The following is a 15,821-nucleotide window of genomic DNA, read 5'->3' as shown; positions in this document are numbered from 1 at the left end:
GGCATTTTTTAAACAGTGATACCCGGGTTTACTGTTATAATTGTTTCGCTATCGGAATAAAAAAGCCGCATTGAACCTCATCATGCACTTCGTTTAACGAGTAATAAGGAGGTTATAATGGACAGAAGAAAAGACGTTATCCAGACCCATCCACTGGTGGGCTGGGACATCAGTACCGTTGATAGCTATGACGCCATGATGATCCGCCTGCACTCGCTGTCGTCGCAGGATCAAAAAGAAGAAGAAGCGGATGTTGGCCCGACCTACTGGCTGACAACGGATGTGGCAAGGCAGTTTATCTCGATCCTCGAGGCAGGCATCGCCAAGATAGAATCAGCCGAGCAACCAGAACGACTCCTCAATAAGCATTAATTTCTGCCGCATCAAAGAGGCGCCCTCAGGGGTGCCTTTTTCGTTTCTGTTTCTGGTATGCTTTTGATTATGTGACTCTTAGAGTGTCGTTATCATGATTTATGATCTTATCGTCGTCGGCAGCGGCTCAGTGGGCGCGGCGGCTGGCTACTATGCTACCCAGGCGGGTTTATCGGTATTAATGATCGACAGCGCCCATCCTCCCCACAATCAGGGAACGCATCATGGCGAGAGCCGGCTGATTCGTCACGCGTATGGTGAAGGCGAACGTTATGTTCCGCTGGTTCTGCGGGCGCAGACGCTGTGGGATGAGCTGGAACAGCGCGCCGGTGAGCGCATCATGCACCGCAGCGGCGTACTTAACCTTGCACCTGACCACTCCCCCTTTATCCGGAACGTTATCGACAGCGCGAGCCGCTGGCAGCTCAATATCGAAGTGATGCAGCCCGATGACGTGCGTAAGCGCTGGCCGCAAATCAACGTGCCAGAGGGTTATCTGGGCGTCTTTGAGCCGCAGTCCGGCTTTCTGAAATGTGAACAGGCGGTTCGGAGCTGGATCCAGCTGGCGGAACAGGCGGGCTGTGCGCAGCTGTTTAACTGCCCGGTCTCAGAGATTGGTCGTGATGGCGACCTGCAGCAGGTCACCACTCTGGATGGCATCTATCGGGGCCGCAAAATGCTGATAAGCGCTGGCACCTGGGTCGGCAAATTAATTCCTGGCCTGCCGGTCGCCCCTACCCGCAAAGTATTTGCCTGGTATCAGGCAGATGGCCGCTACAGCGAGAATAATAAGTTTCCCGGCTTTACGGTTGAAATGGCAGATGGCAGCCAGTTTTACGGCTTTCCAGCGGATAATAACGCACTGAAGGTAGGTCGCCATGATGGCGGTCAGCTGATGCAGCAGCCTGAAGATCGTAAACCTTTTGGCGCGGTAGCGGCGGACGGCAGTGAGGCCTTTGGTTTTATCCGTCAGTTTTTACCTGGCGTCGGCGTCTGTCTGCATGGCGAAGCCTGCAGCTACGATTTCAGCCCGGACGAAGACTTTATTATCGATACCCTGCCGGGTGAACCTGACCGCCTGTTAATCACTGGACTCAGCGGACATGGTTTTAAATTTGCCAGCGTGTTAGGCGAGCTTGCTGCGGAATTCGCACAGCAAAAACCGTTCTCCTTTGATTTGTCCCCCTTCCGCCTCTCGCGTTTCTGACTCTGATAACGGATGGCATCAGTCTGATGCCGCCCTGTTGACATAATCTGACGAAAAATGAATCTTACTGACATAATGGTGATTTATATTTCGCCCATATCGTTAATTAACGTTGACGACTAACCCGCCAGAAATATCTCATTCAGTAATACTGGTCATTTCACCGCAGTTTTATTCAACCTTTTCATCCCGGAAATTAAAATTTATAGAAGCGTAAGGTCGATTGCTTTTATATTTCATAATGTGGATGCTTATTTCAGATTATTTCTTCATGAAACCCACATTATGTTATTACGTAATACACCTCATCAGTTTGGACTGGTTGCTGTACTACTGCACTGGTCAATGGCGCTGGCGATTTATGCCATGTTTGCACTGGGACTCTGGATGGTGGGTCTCGGCTATTACGACAGCTGGTACCACGATGCACCGGAAATCCATAAAAGTATTGGCGTCATCCTGTTGCTGACACTGATCCTTCGCCTGCTGTGGCGCGTTATTTCCCCGCCGCCAAAGCCGCTGAGCAGCTATTCCCCGCTGGTGCGCATCAGTTCGGTAGTGGCGCACCTGCTCCTTTATACCCTGTTGCTGGCCATTCTGATCAGTGGCTATCTGATCTCCACCGCCGATGGCAAACCGATCGCCGTATTTAACTGGTTTACGCTGCCCGCGCTGTTCAGCGGCGCAGGCGAACAGGCAGACCTGGCAGGCGACATTCATCTCTGGCTGGCCTGGACGGTTGTGGTCCTGTCGGTACTGCATGGTCTGGCTGCGCTTAAGCATCACCTTATCGATCGCGATATCACCCTAAAACGGATGTCAGGTTTACGTCTCCCCTCTCCCTCTGAAAAGGATAAATAATATGTTTAAGAAGACCCTGCTGGCGATGACCGGTGCCAGCCTGCTGCTCGGCTCAATGACTGCGAGTGCCGCGGACTATAAGATTGATAAAGAGGGCCAGCACGCCTTTATCCAGTTCCGCATTCAGCATCTGGGTTACAGCTGGCTCTACGGCACCTTCAAAGATTTTGACGGCAGCTTCACCTTCGATGAGAAGAACCCGGCCGCAGATAAAGTTGACGTGACCATTAACACCAGTAGCGTTGACACCAATCATGCGGAGCGTGACAAGCACCTGCGTAGCGCTGACTTCCTGAACAGCAGCAAAAACCCGCAGGCAACGTTCAAATCTACAGCAGTGAAGAAAGAGGGTGACGAGCTAAAGATTACCGGCGATCTCACGCTGAATGGCGTGACTAAACCGGTGACGCTGGAGGCGAAAATGCTGGGTGAAGGCAAAGATCCGTGGGGCGGCTACCGCGCAGGCTTTGAAGCCGAAGGCGAAATTATACTGAAAGATTTTAATATTACCAAAGATCTGGGGCCAGCTTCGCAGAAGGTTGAGCTAATGATCTCGGTTGAAGGTGTGCGCCAGTAAAACAGCAAGCCGCCTGAAGCTGACTTCAGGCGGCCACGCTTATTTCTTCACTGGCGACGGAATAGTCATGTTTAACAGGCCACGCGACTTGTTAAAGATCTTGTTGCCATTCTCACGTCCCGCCCGGCGAGCGCGCTGCTCCTCCGGTGAGAGTTTTGCTTCTTCCTGACAGATCGGGCTACAGCAGTTCTCAAACTTCTCTGCGCAGCTTTTGCACTGGATAAACAGCAGATGACAGCCGTCATTCACGCAATTGACATGGGTATCACAGGGTTCGCCGCACTGATGACAGTTCGACAGCACGTCGTCAGAGATCCGCTCCCCCATCCGCTCATCAAACACAAAGTTTTTGCCTTTGAAGCGAACCGGTAATCCCTGTTCACGGGCGCGTCGGGCATACTCGATGATGCCGCCTTCAATGTGGTAGACATCCTCGAAGCCGTTATGCCGCATCCAGGCGCTCGCCTTTTCACAGCGGATCCCGCCGGTGCAGTACATGACGATCTTTTTGTCTTTCTGATCCTGCAACATATCAACCGCCATCGGCAGCTGATCGCGGAAGGTATCAGCAGGTACTTCCAGTGCATTATCGAAGCGACCCACTTCATATTCGTAGTGGTTACGCATGTCAACGAACAGGGCGTCAGGATCGTCCAGCATGGCGTTAACTTCTGCCGCTTTAAGATACTGACCCACGTCGCTGGCATCAAAGCTGTCGTCTTCAATACCGTCCGCCACAATGCGGTCGCGCACTTTCAGACGCAGTACCCAGAACGATTTCCCATCATCATCCAGCGCAATATTCATGCGCAGGTTGTTCAGCGCCGGGTCAAAGCCATACAGCCACGCTTTCATGTTTTCATACTGGCTGGCGGGCACGCTGATCTGCGCATTGATGCCTTCATGTGCGACATAGACGCGGCCAAAGACTTTGAGTGACGTCAGGCCAAGGTAGAGCGCATCGCGGAAGGCTTTAGGGTCGGCAATCTGGAAATATTTATAAAAAGAGACAGTAGTGCGCGGCTCGGTTTCAGCCAGCATGCGCGCCTTTAGCTCTTTATTGGAAACGAGGTTATGTAACACTGGCATGGTGTTCTTTCCTGTTATCAATAGGAGAAATTTAGCGGGCACATGATACCTGATTTCACCGGGATGCAAAGGCCAGTCTCGGAATTATGCGCGGATTGCTGTTTTTTCCGGCACTATCTGGTTATTTAATATCAGCCTGCAGTAGCCTGTTCTGTCAGTGATATTTATACGCACGATAAAAACTGGCACAATGGCGTAAATCAATGAGATATCAGCACTGAATGGTGCGCGACGCAGGAAAATTAACCTTCACATGACTCAGTTGCCTCAGTTTTCACGAGAACTGCTTCACCCGCGCTATTGGCTGACCTGGCTGGGTGTCGCTTCTCTTTATCTTTTGGTGCTACTTCCTTATCCCCTGCTTTATGTGCTCGGCTGCAATATTGGTCGTATTGGGATGCGTTTTATGAAGCGCCGCGTCAATATAGCCCGACGTAATCTGGAATTAACATTTCCGGATATGCCGGTTAATGAACGCGAAGCGATGGTTAAGCACAATTTCGAATCAGTCGGCATGGGATTGATTGAGACCGGTATGGCGTGGTTCTGGCCGGACTGGCGCATCAACAAATGGCATAAGCCTTCGGGACTGGAGCATATCCAGCAGGCGCGCGATAGTCAGCGTGGCGTACTGCTCATTGGCATGCACTTTCTGACGCTTGAGATTGGTGCACGCATGTTTGGCATCCATAATCCTGGCATTGGCGTCTATCGTCCTAATGACAACAAACTGATCGACTGGCTGCAGGTAAAAGGCCGGATGCGGTCGAATAAAAGCATGATCGACCGGAAAGATCTCAAAGGCATGATCCGCGCACTGAAGAACGGTGACATCATCTGGTACGCACCCGATCACGATTATGGCCCGCGTAGCAGCGTCTTTGTGCCCTTTTTTGCCGTGGAAAAAGCAGCTACGACGGTGGGCACTCATCTGCTGATCCGCACCGGCAAACCGGCGGTTATCCCCTTCGTGCCACGTCGTCTGCCCGGCGGACGTGGTTATGAACTGATGATACTGCCTGACATCAGCGCCGAATTTACGCTGGAAAGCGATGAAGTGACCGCCGCCAGAATGAATAAAGTGGTCGAAGAGGGCGTCCTGCTGGCCCCCGAACAGTACATGTGGCTCCACCGCCGCTTTAAAACGCGCCCCGAAGGCGAGCCTTCACGTTATTAATCAGTTCGCGCTAAATGTCCGTCAGGCATTTAGCGCGTTTCTGACCCGACATCCAGCTAAATAAATCAGTCGCTCATCACAGAAGAATCCTTTCAGCCATATTTCAGTGCCAGTGATGAGTATGGGACTATAGACGGAATATAATTTCTTTCTGTTTACCGTTAAACTCGCTAACCCATTCCTTTACCGGAAAGCGCTGCGCGCGCACTTTAGCTTTTTATTAATTAATATTGCATCGATCTCGGTTTAATTTCATCTGGCGCTATTTATTCCGTATTCCAGGCCTAATCCTATTTAGCCAGCCTTAATGGTATCTCCGCGCTTATGAATCGATAAAAATTAACTTATTTTACAATCAATTACCTGGTTAATTTGGCTTATATTCCATTTTGCTTTTTTTTAACGTGCTGATAGATCGTTATGGAATTTGTAGTCGTTTATGCTTATCGGTAATTTCATTTGTAACAGTCAGACCTTTAATGGACCTGACTAAAATTATAAAAAGACAATACACAGCAACCTCTAACGGGACAGATTATATGAACAAAGGTCTCTACTATTACGTTACTATCAGCACCGATCAGGACAATTATCATTTTCTGCATCGAAAGGGGTGCAAACGCCTGCCAGATAAAGACGAGCTGATATTTATCGGCACACTATATAATCTGAGTCAGGCACTTTCGATCGCCAGAATTAATTTTAAGAAAGTGAAGCCCTGTATAAAATGTTGTATCCGCTACTCCGCACCGGTGATTCATGACTCCGTCCAACCTGTTCTGCACTTCCCGCAAAAGATGATCTGACCCTGGCTGGCGGGAAATGGCTTATTTCCCGCCAGTTGCACCGCCCTGCCCTTTCCCTCCCTCAGATTTCGTCTATCCTTCACTGAAATCAAAACAATCCGTAGTTAATGAACCCGTAAGGAGAAGAGCGATGAGCATGTACAGTACGTTAGAGGAAGCGATTGATGCTGCACGTGAGGAGTTTCTCGCTAACAACCCTGAAGTGGATGAAGAAGAAGCCTCAATCGGTCAGTTTGGTCTGCAGAAATATGTGATGCAGGACGGCGATATCATGTGGCAGGCTGAGTTCCTGGCAGATGAAGGTGATGCGGGTGAATGTCTGCCTTTCCGCAGCGGTGAAGGCGCACAGGCTATTTTTGATGCTGACTTTGATGAAGTGGAGCTGCGTCAGGAGTGGCTGGCGGAAAATACGCTGCACGAGTGGGATGATGGCGAATTCCAGCTGGAGCCGCCGCTTGACACCGAAGAGGGTGAAGCAGCGGCACAAGAGTGGGAGGATGATAACAGCGACTCCGATCGCAGTTATTCGTAAGGACCGTGACTGGCATCCACCGGTAACAATAGGGTGTCCATCACCAGGGACAGCGGCAGATCAAGGATAGTCAGTACCCGCCACCCGCTGTCACGCACATCCCACTGCACGCCGGGATAATATTGATTACCGTGCCCCTGTCCGGGCACGGTACGGCTGATAATACTGCCGCATCCGCTTAAACAGAGCACAGCCGCAACGATAACGCCTGTCTTTAATAACCCTTTCACCACTGATATCCGCCCTGAACAGCCGTTGAAGTCGTCACGCGCTACCTGCGGTAGCGTCCAGCACTCAATTTATCATCCTGACGCTGTTTTAATCCGATAAAAAAAGCGGCATCGCTGCCGCTTTTTCAGATTACGCGTTTTTTGCCAGCGCGTTCGGGTTGAGGTTAAGTTTCTGATAACTCTCTACCCACTGATGATACTTGTCCGCATTTTCCCAAAGTCGGGTGTGAACACGGGCCAGCACCACCGGATCGCTGATCAACTGCAGACGCTGTTCACGACCCAGTTTATCCGGAGCTTCGCTCAGCGCCTGATCCACACGGCGGTCACGCGCATAGTCCAGTAACTGACTCTGCTTATGACGCGATGTCGCCAGTGCCGTTGCCAGCGCGTTGAAGGCGGGATGGAACAGGGCATGCATAAAGCCATTTTCCAGCGCGCGTTCGCGGTTCAGCAGCACATAGCGATCGGTATCGACCAGCTCCTGCGGCGGCGAGTACTCTTCCGGGATCAGGAACAATTTGGCTTTCTTGCTCTTAATCCCCAGGGTTGAGCGACTCGACATCACCGAAACAAACGGGGACAGGATCAGTGAGAAGACAATCGGAGCCAGCCACCACAGGAAGTTAAGATCCAGCAGTCCCATACCAGTTGCCCACACCAGACCTAATGCCATTTGCGAACCGTGACGTTTAAACGCCTCGCTCCATGGAGTGGCATCGTCATCACGCTGCGGTGAGTTCCACACCACTTCCCAGCCAAGGAAAGCACTGACGACGAACACCGTATGGAACAGCATGCGCACCGGTGCCAGCAGCACCGAGAACAGCGTTTCCAGCACCAGTGATGCCAGCAGGCGCAGCGGACCACCGTAGGCCTTCGATCCTTTAAACCAGATCAACACCACACTCAGCATCTTCGGCAGGAACAGCAGCACCATCGTGGTTGAGAACAACGCTATCGCCAGCTCAGGACGCCACTGCGGCCAGACCGGGAACAGCTGTCTGGGTTGCAGGAAGTAGGTCGGTTCCATCAGCGTATGCACCACCTGTAAGGCAGTGGAGAGCGCCAGGAACATGAACCACAGCGGAGCCGACAGATAGGACATGACACCGGTCAGGAATACCGCACGGTGAACCGGGTGCATCCCTTTTACCAGGAACAGGCGGAAGTTCATCAGGTTACCATGACACCAGCGGCGGTCACGCTTCAGCTCATCCAGCAGGTTCGGTGGCAGCTCTTCATAAGAGCCCGGCAGGTCATAAGCAATCCAGACGCCCCAGCCTGCACGACGCATCAGCGCGGCTTCAACGAAGTCATGCGACATGATCGAACCGGCAAAGGAGCCTTCACCCGGTAACGGGGCCAGCGCACAGTGCTCAATAAAGGGTTTCACGCGGATAATGGCGTTATGGCCCCAGTAGTGAGACTCGCCCAGCTGCCAGAAGTGCAGACCGGCAGTAAACAACGGACCGTAGACGCGGGTAGCGAACTGCTGACAGCGCGCATAGAGCGTATCCATACCTGAGGCTTTCGGCGACGACTGGATGATACCGGCATTCGGATTCGCGTCCATCATGCGCACCAGACCGGTCAGACACTCACCGCTCATGACGCTATCGGCATCCAGTACGACCATGTAGCTGTAGTTGCTACCCCAGCGACGGCAGAAGTCATCGATGTTACCGCTTTTACGCTTCACGCGACGACGACGGCGGCGATAGAAGATCTTGCCCGCCCCGCCAACATCCCGCACCAGTTCCATCCAGGCTTTCTGCTCGGCAATGGCGATATCCGCATCGTAACTGTCGCTGAGAATGTAGACGTCGAAATGTTCAGCGTTCCCGGTGCGAACCACGGACTCCCAGGTTGCACGCAGACCCGCATAGACACGTTCAACGTCTTCATTACAGATCGGCATAATCAGCGCGGTACGATGCGCCGGATTAAGCGGCTCATCTCCGACCGTTGAATACGAGATACTGTATTTGTCACGGCCAATCAACAGCTGCAGGAAGCCCATCAGGGCGGTCCAGAAACCGGCTGAAACCCAGCAGAACAAGATAGCGAACAGGAACAGGATGCCGGTCTGCAACACATAGGGCAGGATCTGCATCACCGACTGCTGCCAGTTCTGATTGATCATCTCCATCGGGTCCAGCAGCGTCCAGCCCTGATAGGGCAGAATGCTCTTCATGTACCAGGTGGCAACCACGGTCTGGAAAATGGTCAGGATCAGCAGGATGTAGCGGCGAATCGAACCGACATGACGCCACTTCTCTTCAGCACGCTGCTCTTCCGCATTGGCATAACGCGGCACCGATTTGTGTCCACGCAGTGAGTCCCAGGCACGGGCAACCGGGTTGGTACGCCAGGCTTCCGGGAACATCAGTGAGCGTTTGACCTTCGGCATCGCTTTCAGCGTGGTGCGGTCGAGATAATCTTTACCCAACTGCTGACCGTCGGCCAGCGAATCGGGCCAGGCCATTTCGACCCGCGATGAGACCGATTTTAACGGCGCATCGTCGGGACGATCACTGGCTGCGACATCCCTGCCCAGCGCATCATGGATGAAGTGGAACTCGCCGGCATTCTGCAATGAGACGCTCAGGCGGGCCTTCCCTGCCGCATCCAGCGGCAGAGATTCCACATAACGTTGAGGTGTAAAAGTGGATTTATTCATTGGCAGGTAACTGATAGCTCCAGGTTTCCGTCAATGTCTTGTCGCCGCTTACCAGGGCCGCACGCATTTCGGTGGACTGCTTGGTATCTTTCACACGCAGACGCAACACCAGACGCCAGCCTTTGGTGACCGGGTTATAACGTACGCTCTGCTCAACCACATCGGCATTTTTGCCGACGCTGACCTGCGGGGCCACCTGGCTGTTTTCCGCCATCTTACTCATGTCTTTACCCACGAAGTCGATGGTGAAAGCCACGGTGCCATCCGGCTGACGCACGAGATTAGACTGCTTCACGTCACCCGCTGAACGGAGGGTATTTTTGACCCAGGCCGTATCATCGGAGTGCAGCTGGTTTTCGTCGCGCGAGAAATGCAGACGGTATTTGAAGTTCATCTCTTTGCCAGGCTCTGGCAGTGTCTCTGGCGTCCAGAACGCAACGATGTTGTCGTTGGTTTCGTCTGCCGTCGGGATTTCAACCAGTTCAACCCGGCCTTTACCCCAGTCGCCGATTGGCTCAACCCAGCCGCTTGGACGCAGGTCATAGCGGTCATCAAGATCCTGATAGTTGTTAAAGTCACGCCCGCGCTGCAGCAGACCAAAACCTTTTGGATTTTCGATGGTGTAAGTGCTCACCGCCAGATGACGCGGGTTATTCAGCGGACGCCAAATCCACTCCCCGTTGCCATTGTGGATGGAGAGACCGTCCGAGTCGTGCAGTGCCGGACGGAAGTTGTTCACCGTGGATGGCTGATTCTGACCAAACAGGAACATACTGGTCAGCGGCGCAATACCCAGTTTGCCGACGTTATCACGCAGGTAAACTTTTGACTGCACATCAACGGTTGACGCCTCACCCGGATGCAGCACAAAGCGATACGCACCCGCCGCGCGCGGCGAATCGAGCAGTGCATAGATCACCAGCTGTTTGTCCTGTGGTTTAGGACGCTGAATCCAGAACTCTTTGAAACGCGGGAACTCTTCACCGGACGGCAGGGCCGTATCGATGGCGAGTCCACGCGCCGACAGGCCATAAACCTGACCGGCACCGATCACCCGGAAGTAGCTGGCACCCAGGAAGCTGGCGATCTCATCGTTTTTACCCTTGTTGTTAAGAGGGTAAAGCACTTTGAAACCGGCAAAACCGAGGTTTTTCACCGCATCCGCGTCATGTTTTACATTACCGAAATTAAAATAATCGGGGTTGTATTTAATCTCGCGCACCGCGCTGGCGGTCACTTCGTTAATCTGCACCGGGGTATCGAAGTACATACCCTGATGATAGAACTCCAGCTTGAATGGCGTGCGCAGTTTGCCCCAATACGCTTTATCGTGGTTAAACTGGATCTGCTGATAATCAGCAAATTTCATTTCACGAAATTGAGAGGGTAAATTGCTTTTAGGCGCTTCGAAGCTTTTCCCTGCCAACGCTTTGGCTTGTTTTGCAACATCATCGATGTTAAACGCCCAACTGTTATTAGCGTACAACGCCAGCAGAACCGCAGTACCAATCCAGCGTACCTTCATCAGTCCGGCTTTATTTTTTTCTTTAGTCAGCACATCCCCCCCTTTCGTGTGCTTAAATCAAACCCGTTTATCTTAAAGGATTATTCGGTTTTCCGACAGCTTATGCGCAACATTGTTCCCGCATTTCGTCAGGCTTAACGCTACTTTTAGGACAATTAGACACTACGGATTCCACTGATAGTATACCCGGTTTATCCCAGGTAGAATTTTGCCCGAGCATAATCCGGTTTCAGGGTGAAACTGGCCAAACGTACTAACGAACTGGAACTTTATGAGTACTGTAAAACCTGAACGTGAATACTTCCTCGACTCCATCCGCGCGTATCTGATGTTACTGGGGGTGCCGTTTCACGTTTCCCTCATCTACTCAGCACAGAAATGGGCAGTAAACAGCCAGGAGGCCTCGTTATGGCTGACGCTGCTGAATGATTTTATCCATGCGTTTCGCATGCAGGTCTTTTTTGTCATCTCGGGCTATTTCTCCTACATGCTGTATCTGCGCTATCAGCCACGCCGTTTCCTGAAGGTGCGACTGGAACGCGTGGGGATACCGCTTCTCACCGCCGTTCCGCTGCTCACGCTGCCGCAATTTTTCATGCTGAAAGCGTGGACAGATAAACTGGCTGACTGGCCGCGTTTCACGCCGTATCAGAAGTTTAATAACCTGATGTGGGAGCTGATTTCACACCTGTGGTTCCTGGTGGTGCTGGTGATGCTGACTACGCTGGGCATGGTGACGTTCCGCTGGTTGCGCGATCAGCATCGCACCATTGATTACACGCGGGTTGGCTGGGGTGCACTGACCGCTGGCATGCTGGCGTGGGCGCTGGTGTGGTGCGTGTTCCGCCGTCTGGTGTTTATGTTTCAGCCCGCCTGGCTGATGGATGGTTTGTTCAGCATTGTTGTGATGCAGACACTTTTCTATCTGCCATTCTTTATGCTCGGGGCGCTGGCGTGGAAGCATCCACCGCTGAAGCAGCTGTTTGTACGGTTTAATCCGGTGATGTGGATTGGCGCGGTGTTGATGTTTGTCGCCTACTGTACCAATCAGCGACTGAGCAGCGGCGATGGCTGGTTATATGAGCTGGATGCGATCATCACGACGCTGATGGGCCTCTGCATGCTGAACGTCTGCTTCTGCTTTGGTCACAAACTGCTGAACGCGCATTCACCGCGCATCATGTATCTGGTCAATGCATCGCTGTTTATCTACCTGGTGCACCATCCGCTGACGCTGCTGTATGGCATTTATGTCACGCCGCGCATCGAAAATAACACGCTGGGCTTCTTCGTTGGCCTGTTGATGGTGTTTGGCATCGCGTTTCTGCTGTATGAGATTCACCTGCGCATCCCGCTGCTGCGGTTCCTGTTCTCCGGGAAGTTTGAGCGCAAACAGGCCGGACAAGGGAATTGATGGTGTTATATACAGACAGCACAAAAAATTAAAGCGATGGGAGCAAACGCCAGTAGCAAAGCATAGCGGGCCAGGGATGGCCCGCGCTGAGCCCGCCATGGATGGCGGGTTTTGCGTCTTTGCGAAGGGCGTATGCTCCCTGAGCCCGCGCAGGGTCCATCCTGGATCTTACAGCAGCCACTCAATCGGCAGTCGCCACACTAACCGCACCTGAAGCCGTTGCCACCAGGAGCAGCCCGGCTCGTGCTTGTGCACGATCTGCTGCGGCTCATCCGGATACTCCAGCCAGTTTACCCGTCCCCACTTATCCAGCCGCAGTGTCCATGCCCGATCGCACATCGACTGGCTGAAACGTTGATGCGTTTCTCCGGCCAGCGCCGCACTCTCGATAACCAGTCCCATCTCGGTATTCAGCACGGCTGAACGGGGATCGAAGTTAAACGAGCCGATAAACAACGTTTTTTGGTCCACCGAAAAGGTTTTGGCATGCAGGCTGGAGCCAGAATTACCGGTTAAGCCCCGGTCGTGCGGGGCTTCAGGGACGCCCGCCTGCGGTTTCAGCTCATAAAGCGCAATGCCGTGGCGCAGCAGCTTTTTGCGCCATTTAGCGTAACCGGCATGAACAATCGACACATCGTTGGCCGCCAGCGAGTTGGTCAGAATGGCAATTTTCACCCCTTTGCGCTTCAGCGCCAGCAGCTGGGCGACACCTGCGCGGGTTGGCACAAAGTAGGCCGAGATGATGTCGAACTGCTGTTGTGGCGTGCCAATCACCTCCAGCATCCGCTGCGGCAGCAGGCTTCTGGCGCGTGCTTTACCCAGCCCTTTACGCGGATCGTCACTCAGCAGGCGCGCTTTTGCCCAGGTCAGCGCCAGCGTCCCCTCTTCCAGCTCCTGCAGCAGCGATGAATTTTCCAGCCGCTGCAGGTAGCGCTGCACCGGTTCACTGTGACGCCATTCTGCTGGCAGACTCACACTGTCCTCTTCCGGCGCCTCGTCATCCAGCACCTTCTGCAGCGGCGACACCGGCTTACTGTGCCAGTAGCGCTCAAAATCCTCTGCAACCTCTTTCACCACCGGGCCAATCGCCATCACGTCGAGATCGGCAAACAGCGGTTCATTACCGGTGCCGAAATATTCGTCGCCGATATTGCGCCCGCCGACCACGGTCGTCACGCCATCCACCGTAAAGCTTTTGTTGTGCATGCGGCGGTTCAGACGGGCAAAATCAGTGAGATAGCCCAGCGCTCGCAGCGTACGAAACGAGAATGGGTTAAACAGCCGGACCTCAATATTGGGATGGCGATTAAGCTGGGCCAGCGTCTCGTCCAGACCCGGCGTATTATTGTCATCCAGCAACAGCCGTACCTTCACGCCGCGCCGGGCTGCTTCCAGTACAGCGCTGAACAGCAGCCGGCCAGAGAGATCGTTTTGCCAGATGTAATACTGAATATCGAGTGAACGCTCCGCTTTCTGTATCAGCAAATAGCGGGCAGCAAAGGCATCCAGCCCGTCGCTGAGCTGATGGACACCGCTCAGCCCCGGATGGCGCTGGCACTGGGGCTCCAGCCGTGTTTCCAGCCAGCTGGTCTGTTCTGATGGCTGCGAGAGCTCAAACGCTTCGGTCATGAAAATTCCCTGTAAAATGCAGTTATTTTTATTATTCCCCGGCCCGGTGTCTGACGCCATACCTCTGCTCCGATTGAGTGAGCGGTCACGGGCGTTTTTTAGTCTAGACTTAACCGGACGATCTGTGACCGGCATTTGTCCGGCAGGAGAGGAATATGTCTCATCAATCCCTTACAGATGCCCGCCAGCGCTACCATCCCAGCCTGTTTCGCAGCTTTTTCCAGGGCAGTTTCCCCTGCTCCACCGCCTGCCGTACGCCAGGGAAACGTCTGGATATGGTGATCAGCAGCGGACACGATATGCTGCTGGAAAAAGATTATGCCGCGCTGGCTGAGCAGCATCTGCTCACCGCCCGCGACGGTGCGCGCTGGCATTTGATTGAAAAGATTCCCGGTCAGTATGACTGGCAGAGCTTTCTGCCCATGGTTGACGCCGCACGACGTCAGCAGATGGAGATCATCTGGGAGCTGGCGCACTTTGGTTATCCCGATCATCTTAATATCTGGAAAGCCGAATTTGTTGATCATTTTAGCCGGTTCGCCCGCGCGATGGCGCAACTGATGCGCGACCAGGGCATTGAGCGCCCCTTTTTTACACCGGTGAATCAAATCTCATTCTGGTCGTGGGCCGGTGCGGATGTCGCCTGGTTTAATCCCCATGCCGCACAGCGTGGTAAAGAGCTGAAGCGCCAGCTGGTCCGCGCCTCGCTGGCGGCGATTCATGCGATTCGCGACGTCTATCCGGAGGCACGCTTTGTGCTGACCGACCCGCTGGTTCAGATTGCCCATCATCCTGATAACCCGGACAGCAAGCCTTATGCCGATGCGCATCACCAGGCGCAGTTTGAAGCCTGGGATATGCTGGCTGGCCGCGTTGATAAGGAGTTAGGCGGCAGTGAAGATTGCCTGGATATTCTGGGCCTGAACTACTATCCCGACAACCACTGGTTTTTCCCCAATCAGCCGATGTCACAAGATGATCCGGTGCGCGAGCCGCTGCATATTCTGCTGGCGCAGTGCTGGCAACGCTTACGGCGTCCGATGCTGATTGCCGAAACCGGCGCAGAAGGTGATGCACGTGCGCCCTGGCTACAGGAGATCAGTGAAAATGTGGCGGTGGCGCTGGATCAGGGCATTGCGGTGGAGGGGATATCGCTCTATCCGGTGGTGGAATATCCCGCCTGGGCCGATGACCGACGTTCGCCAGGTCCGCTGCTGGGATTAGCCGATCCCAATGGCAACCGGAACCTGCATGAGGCGTTAGCGCTGGTGTTGCGCAGTCAGCAGATTAAGTTTGCGACGCGTAATCAGACAGGCTGAGACGGTGACTTTTTGGGGTGACAGGACTGAACGTCGAGCGTGGGGTCGGCAGGATGACGAACGTCGGTAAGCCAGACCATCGTAAACAGGAAGGTCACCCCGATCAGGCAGGCAGCCAGTAAACCGATAATTGCAATTAATTTATCATCTCCGGAGTCCATCGCCTTCTCCTTATTCAGTCCGTTGGATCCCCTGTCTGCGTCAGCTCATCCAGAGCGTAATCATCAGCACAAAGATTATAAGCGTTACCGAGGTCACCGCAAGCACCACTATCGCAAAGTGCGCATCGTCAAGTGACTGGCGAATCGGCTCATCGTGATCGTCGGGCGGCAAGGGCAAAGACATAACTATCCTGTGAAAAATAGGGATCGCCGACAGTGATGCGGCGGGTGACAGTGTA

General features: G+C 53.4%; 16 protein-coding genes. 9 read left to right on the top strand and 7 right to left on the bottom strand.

Features of this window, described 5'->3' with window-relative positions; genetic code table 11:
- Positions 1-117 precede the first annotated feature (117 nt).
- The 4 genes from bssS to AC6I8E_RS06975 all read left to right on the top strand — a co-directional run bounded on the left by bssS (position 118) and on the right by AC6I8E_RS06975 (position 3,017).
- Positions 118-372, top strand: coding sequence for a biofilm formation regulator BssS (gene bssS / locus AC6I8E_RS06990; RefSeq protein ID WP_013357427.1), 255 nt, complete (start codon positions 118-120; stop codon positions 370-372).
- Between the two features lie 94 nt (positions 373-466).
- On the top strand, positions 467-1,579 hold the full coding sequence (solA, locus tag AC6I8E_RS06985) for an N-methyl-L-tryptophan oxidase (RefSeq protein WP_497824587.1): 1,113 nt from the start codon (positions 467-469) through the stop codon (positions 1,577-1,579).
- Between the two features lie 285 nt (positions 1,580-1,864).
- Positions 1,865-2,440 (top strand): cytochrome b, encoded by a 576-nt coding sequence (locus AC6I8E_RS06980; RefSeq protein ID WP_147788402.1) that lies wholly within the window; start codon positions 1,865-1,867, stop codon positions 2,438-2,440.
- Between the two features lies 1 nt (position 2,441).
- Positions 2,442-3,017, top strand: coding sequence for a YceI family protein (locus AC6I8E_RS06975; RefSeq protein ID WP_497824586.1), 576 nt, complete (start codon positions 2,442-2,444; stop codon positions 3,015-3,017).
- A gap of 39 nt (positions 3,018-3,056) precedes the next feature.
- On the opposite strand, the gene trhO is transcribed toward AC6I8E_RS06975, so the two are convergent.
- The gene (gene trhO / locus AC6I8E_RS06970) at positions 3,057-4,106 is read right to left on the bottom strand and encodes an oxygen-dependent tRNA uridine(34) hydroxylase TrhO (protein ID WP_497824585.1); all 1,050 of its coding nucleotides are present in this window, start codon (positions 4,104-4,106) and stop codon (positions 3,057-3,059) included.
- A gap of 253 nt (positions 4,107-4,359) precedes the next feature.
- Here trhO and AC6I8E_RS06965 point away from each other — a divergent pair, with 253 nt between their 5' ends.
- From AC6I8E_RS06965 to AC6I8E_RS06955, 3 genes are all read left to right on the top strand, one after another.
- Entirely contained in the window at positions 4,360-5,283 is a 924-nt protein-coding gene (locus AC6I8E_RS06965) for a Kdo(2)-lipid IV(A) acyltransferase (protein WP_013357422.1), read from the top strand.
- A gap of 539 nt (positions 5,284-5,822) precedes the next feature.
- A complete protein-coding gene (locus AC6I8E_RS06960) occupies positions 5,823-6,089 on the top strand; it encodes a hypothetical protein (protein WP_135909286.1) in 267 nt (88 codons plus the stop codon).
- A 130-nt stretch (positions 6,090-6,219) separates the two neighbouring features.
- Positions 6,220-6,621 carry a MysB family protein gene (locus AC6I8E_RS06955; RefSeq protein ID WP_013357421.1) on the top strand — a complete coding sequence of 134 codons (402 nt, stop codon included), beginning with the start codon at positions 6,220-6,222 and terminating at the stop codon, positions 6,619-6,621.
- Here the strand turns inward: AC6I8E_RS06955 and AC6I8E_RS06950 are convergent.
- The 3 genes from AC6I8E_RS06950 to AC6I8E_RS06940 form a co-directional block, all read right to left on the bottom strand.
- Positions 6,612-6,824, bottom strand: a complete 213-nt coding sequence (locus AC6I8E_RS06950) for a YceK/YidQ family lipoprotein (RefSeq protein ID WP_161733850.1) — start codon at positions 6,822-6,824, stop codon at positions 6,612-6,614. The genes AC6I8E_RS06955 and AC6I8E_RS06950 overlap by 10 nt on opposite strands.
- A 157-nt stretch (positions 6,825-6,981) precedes the next feature.
- Positions 6,982-9,534 (bottom strand): glucans biosynthesis glucosyltransferase MdoH, encoded by a 2,553-nt coding sequence (gene mdoH, locus AC6I8E_RS06945; RefSeq protein ID WP_497824584.1) that lies wholly within the window; start codon positions 9,532-9,534, stop codon positions 6,982-6,984.
- Entirely contained in the window at positions 9,527-11,062 is a 1,536-nt protein-coding gene (locus AC6I8E_RS06940) for a glucan biosynthesis protein G (protein ID WP_179291200.1), read from the bottom strand. The genes mdoH and AC6I8E_RS06940 overlap by 8 nt, the downstream gene beginning before the upstream one ends.
- A gap of 268 nt (positions 11,063-11,330) precedes the next feature.
- Here AC6I8E_RS06940 and mdoC point away from each other — a divergent pair, with 268 nt between their 5' ends.
- Positions 11,331-12,473, top strand: a complete 1,143-nt coding sequence (gene mdoC, locus AC6I8E_RS06935) for a glucans biosynthesis protein MdoC (RefSeq protein ID WP_013357417.1) — start codon at positions 11,331-11,333, stop codon at positions 12,471-12,473.
- A 168-nt stretch (positions 12,474-12,641) separates the two neighbouring features.
- Here the strand turns inward: mdoC and AC6I8E_RS06930 are convergent, their stop codons facing one another.
- The gene (locus AC6I8E_RS06930; RefSeq protein ID WP_147788405.1) at positions 12,642-14,102 is read right to left on the bottom strand and encodes a phospholipase D family protein; all 1,461 of its coding nucleotides are present in this window, start codon (positions 14,100-14,102) and stop codon (positions 12,642-12,644) included.
- A gap of 155 nt (positions 14,103-14,257) precedes the next feature.
- Between AC6I8E_RS06930 and AC6I8E_RS06925 the strand changes: the two genes are divergently transcribed.
- Positions 14,258-15,421 (top strand): beta-glucosidase, encoded by a 1,164-nt coding sequence (locus AC6I8E_RS06925; protein WP_497824583.1) that lies wholly within the window; start codon positions 14,258-14,260, stop codon positions 15,419-15,421.
- Here AC6I8E_RS06925 and AC6I8E_RS06920 read toward each other — a convergent pair.
- Together AC6I8E_RS06920 and AC6I8E_RS06915 are read right to left on the bottom strand one after the other, a co-directional pair.
- A complete protein-coding gene (locus AC6I8E_RS06920) occupies positions 15,409-15,582 on the bottom strand; it encodes a hypothetical protein (protein WP_013357414.1) in 174 nt (57 codons plus the stop codon). The genes AC6I8E_RS06925 and AC6I8E_RS06920 overlap by 13 nt on opposite strands.
- A gap of 40 nt (positions 15,583-15,622) precedes the next feature.
- Positions 15,623-15,766: a hypothetical protein gene (locus AC6I8E_RS06915; RefSeq protein ID WP_010246429.1), complete on the bottom strand. Its 144-nt coding sequence runs from the start codon at positions 15,764-15,766 to the stop codon at positions 15,623-15,625.
- Positions 15,767-15,821 lie beyond the last annotated feature (55 nt).

It is taken from the genome of Pantoea sp. X-Soil-YNGN-785 (assembly GCF_059730585.1).
This window is presented reverse-complemented; position numbering and strand designations above follow the sequence as displayed.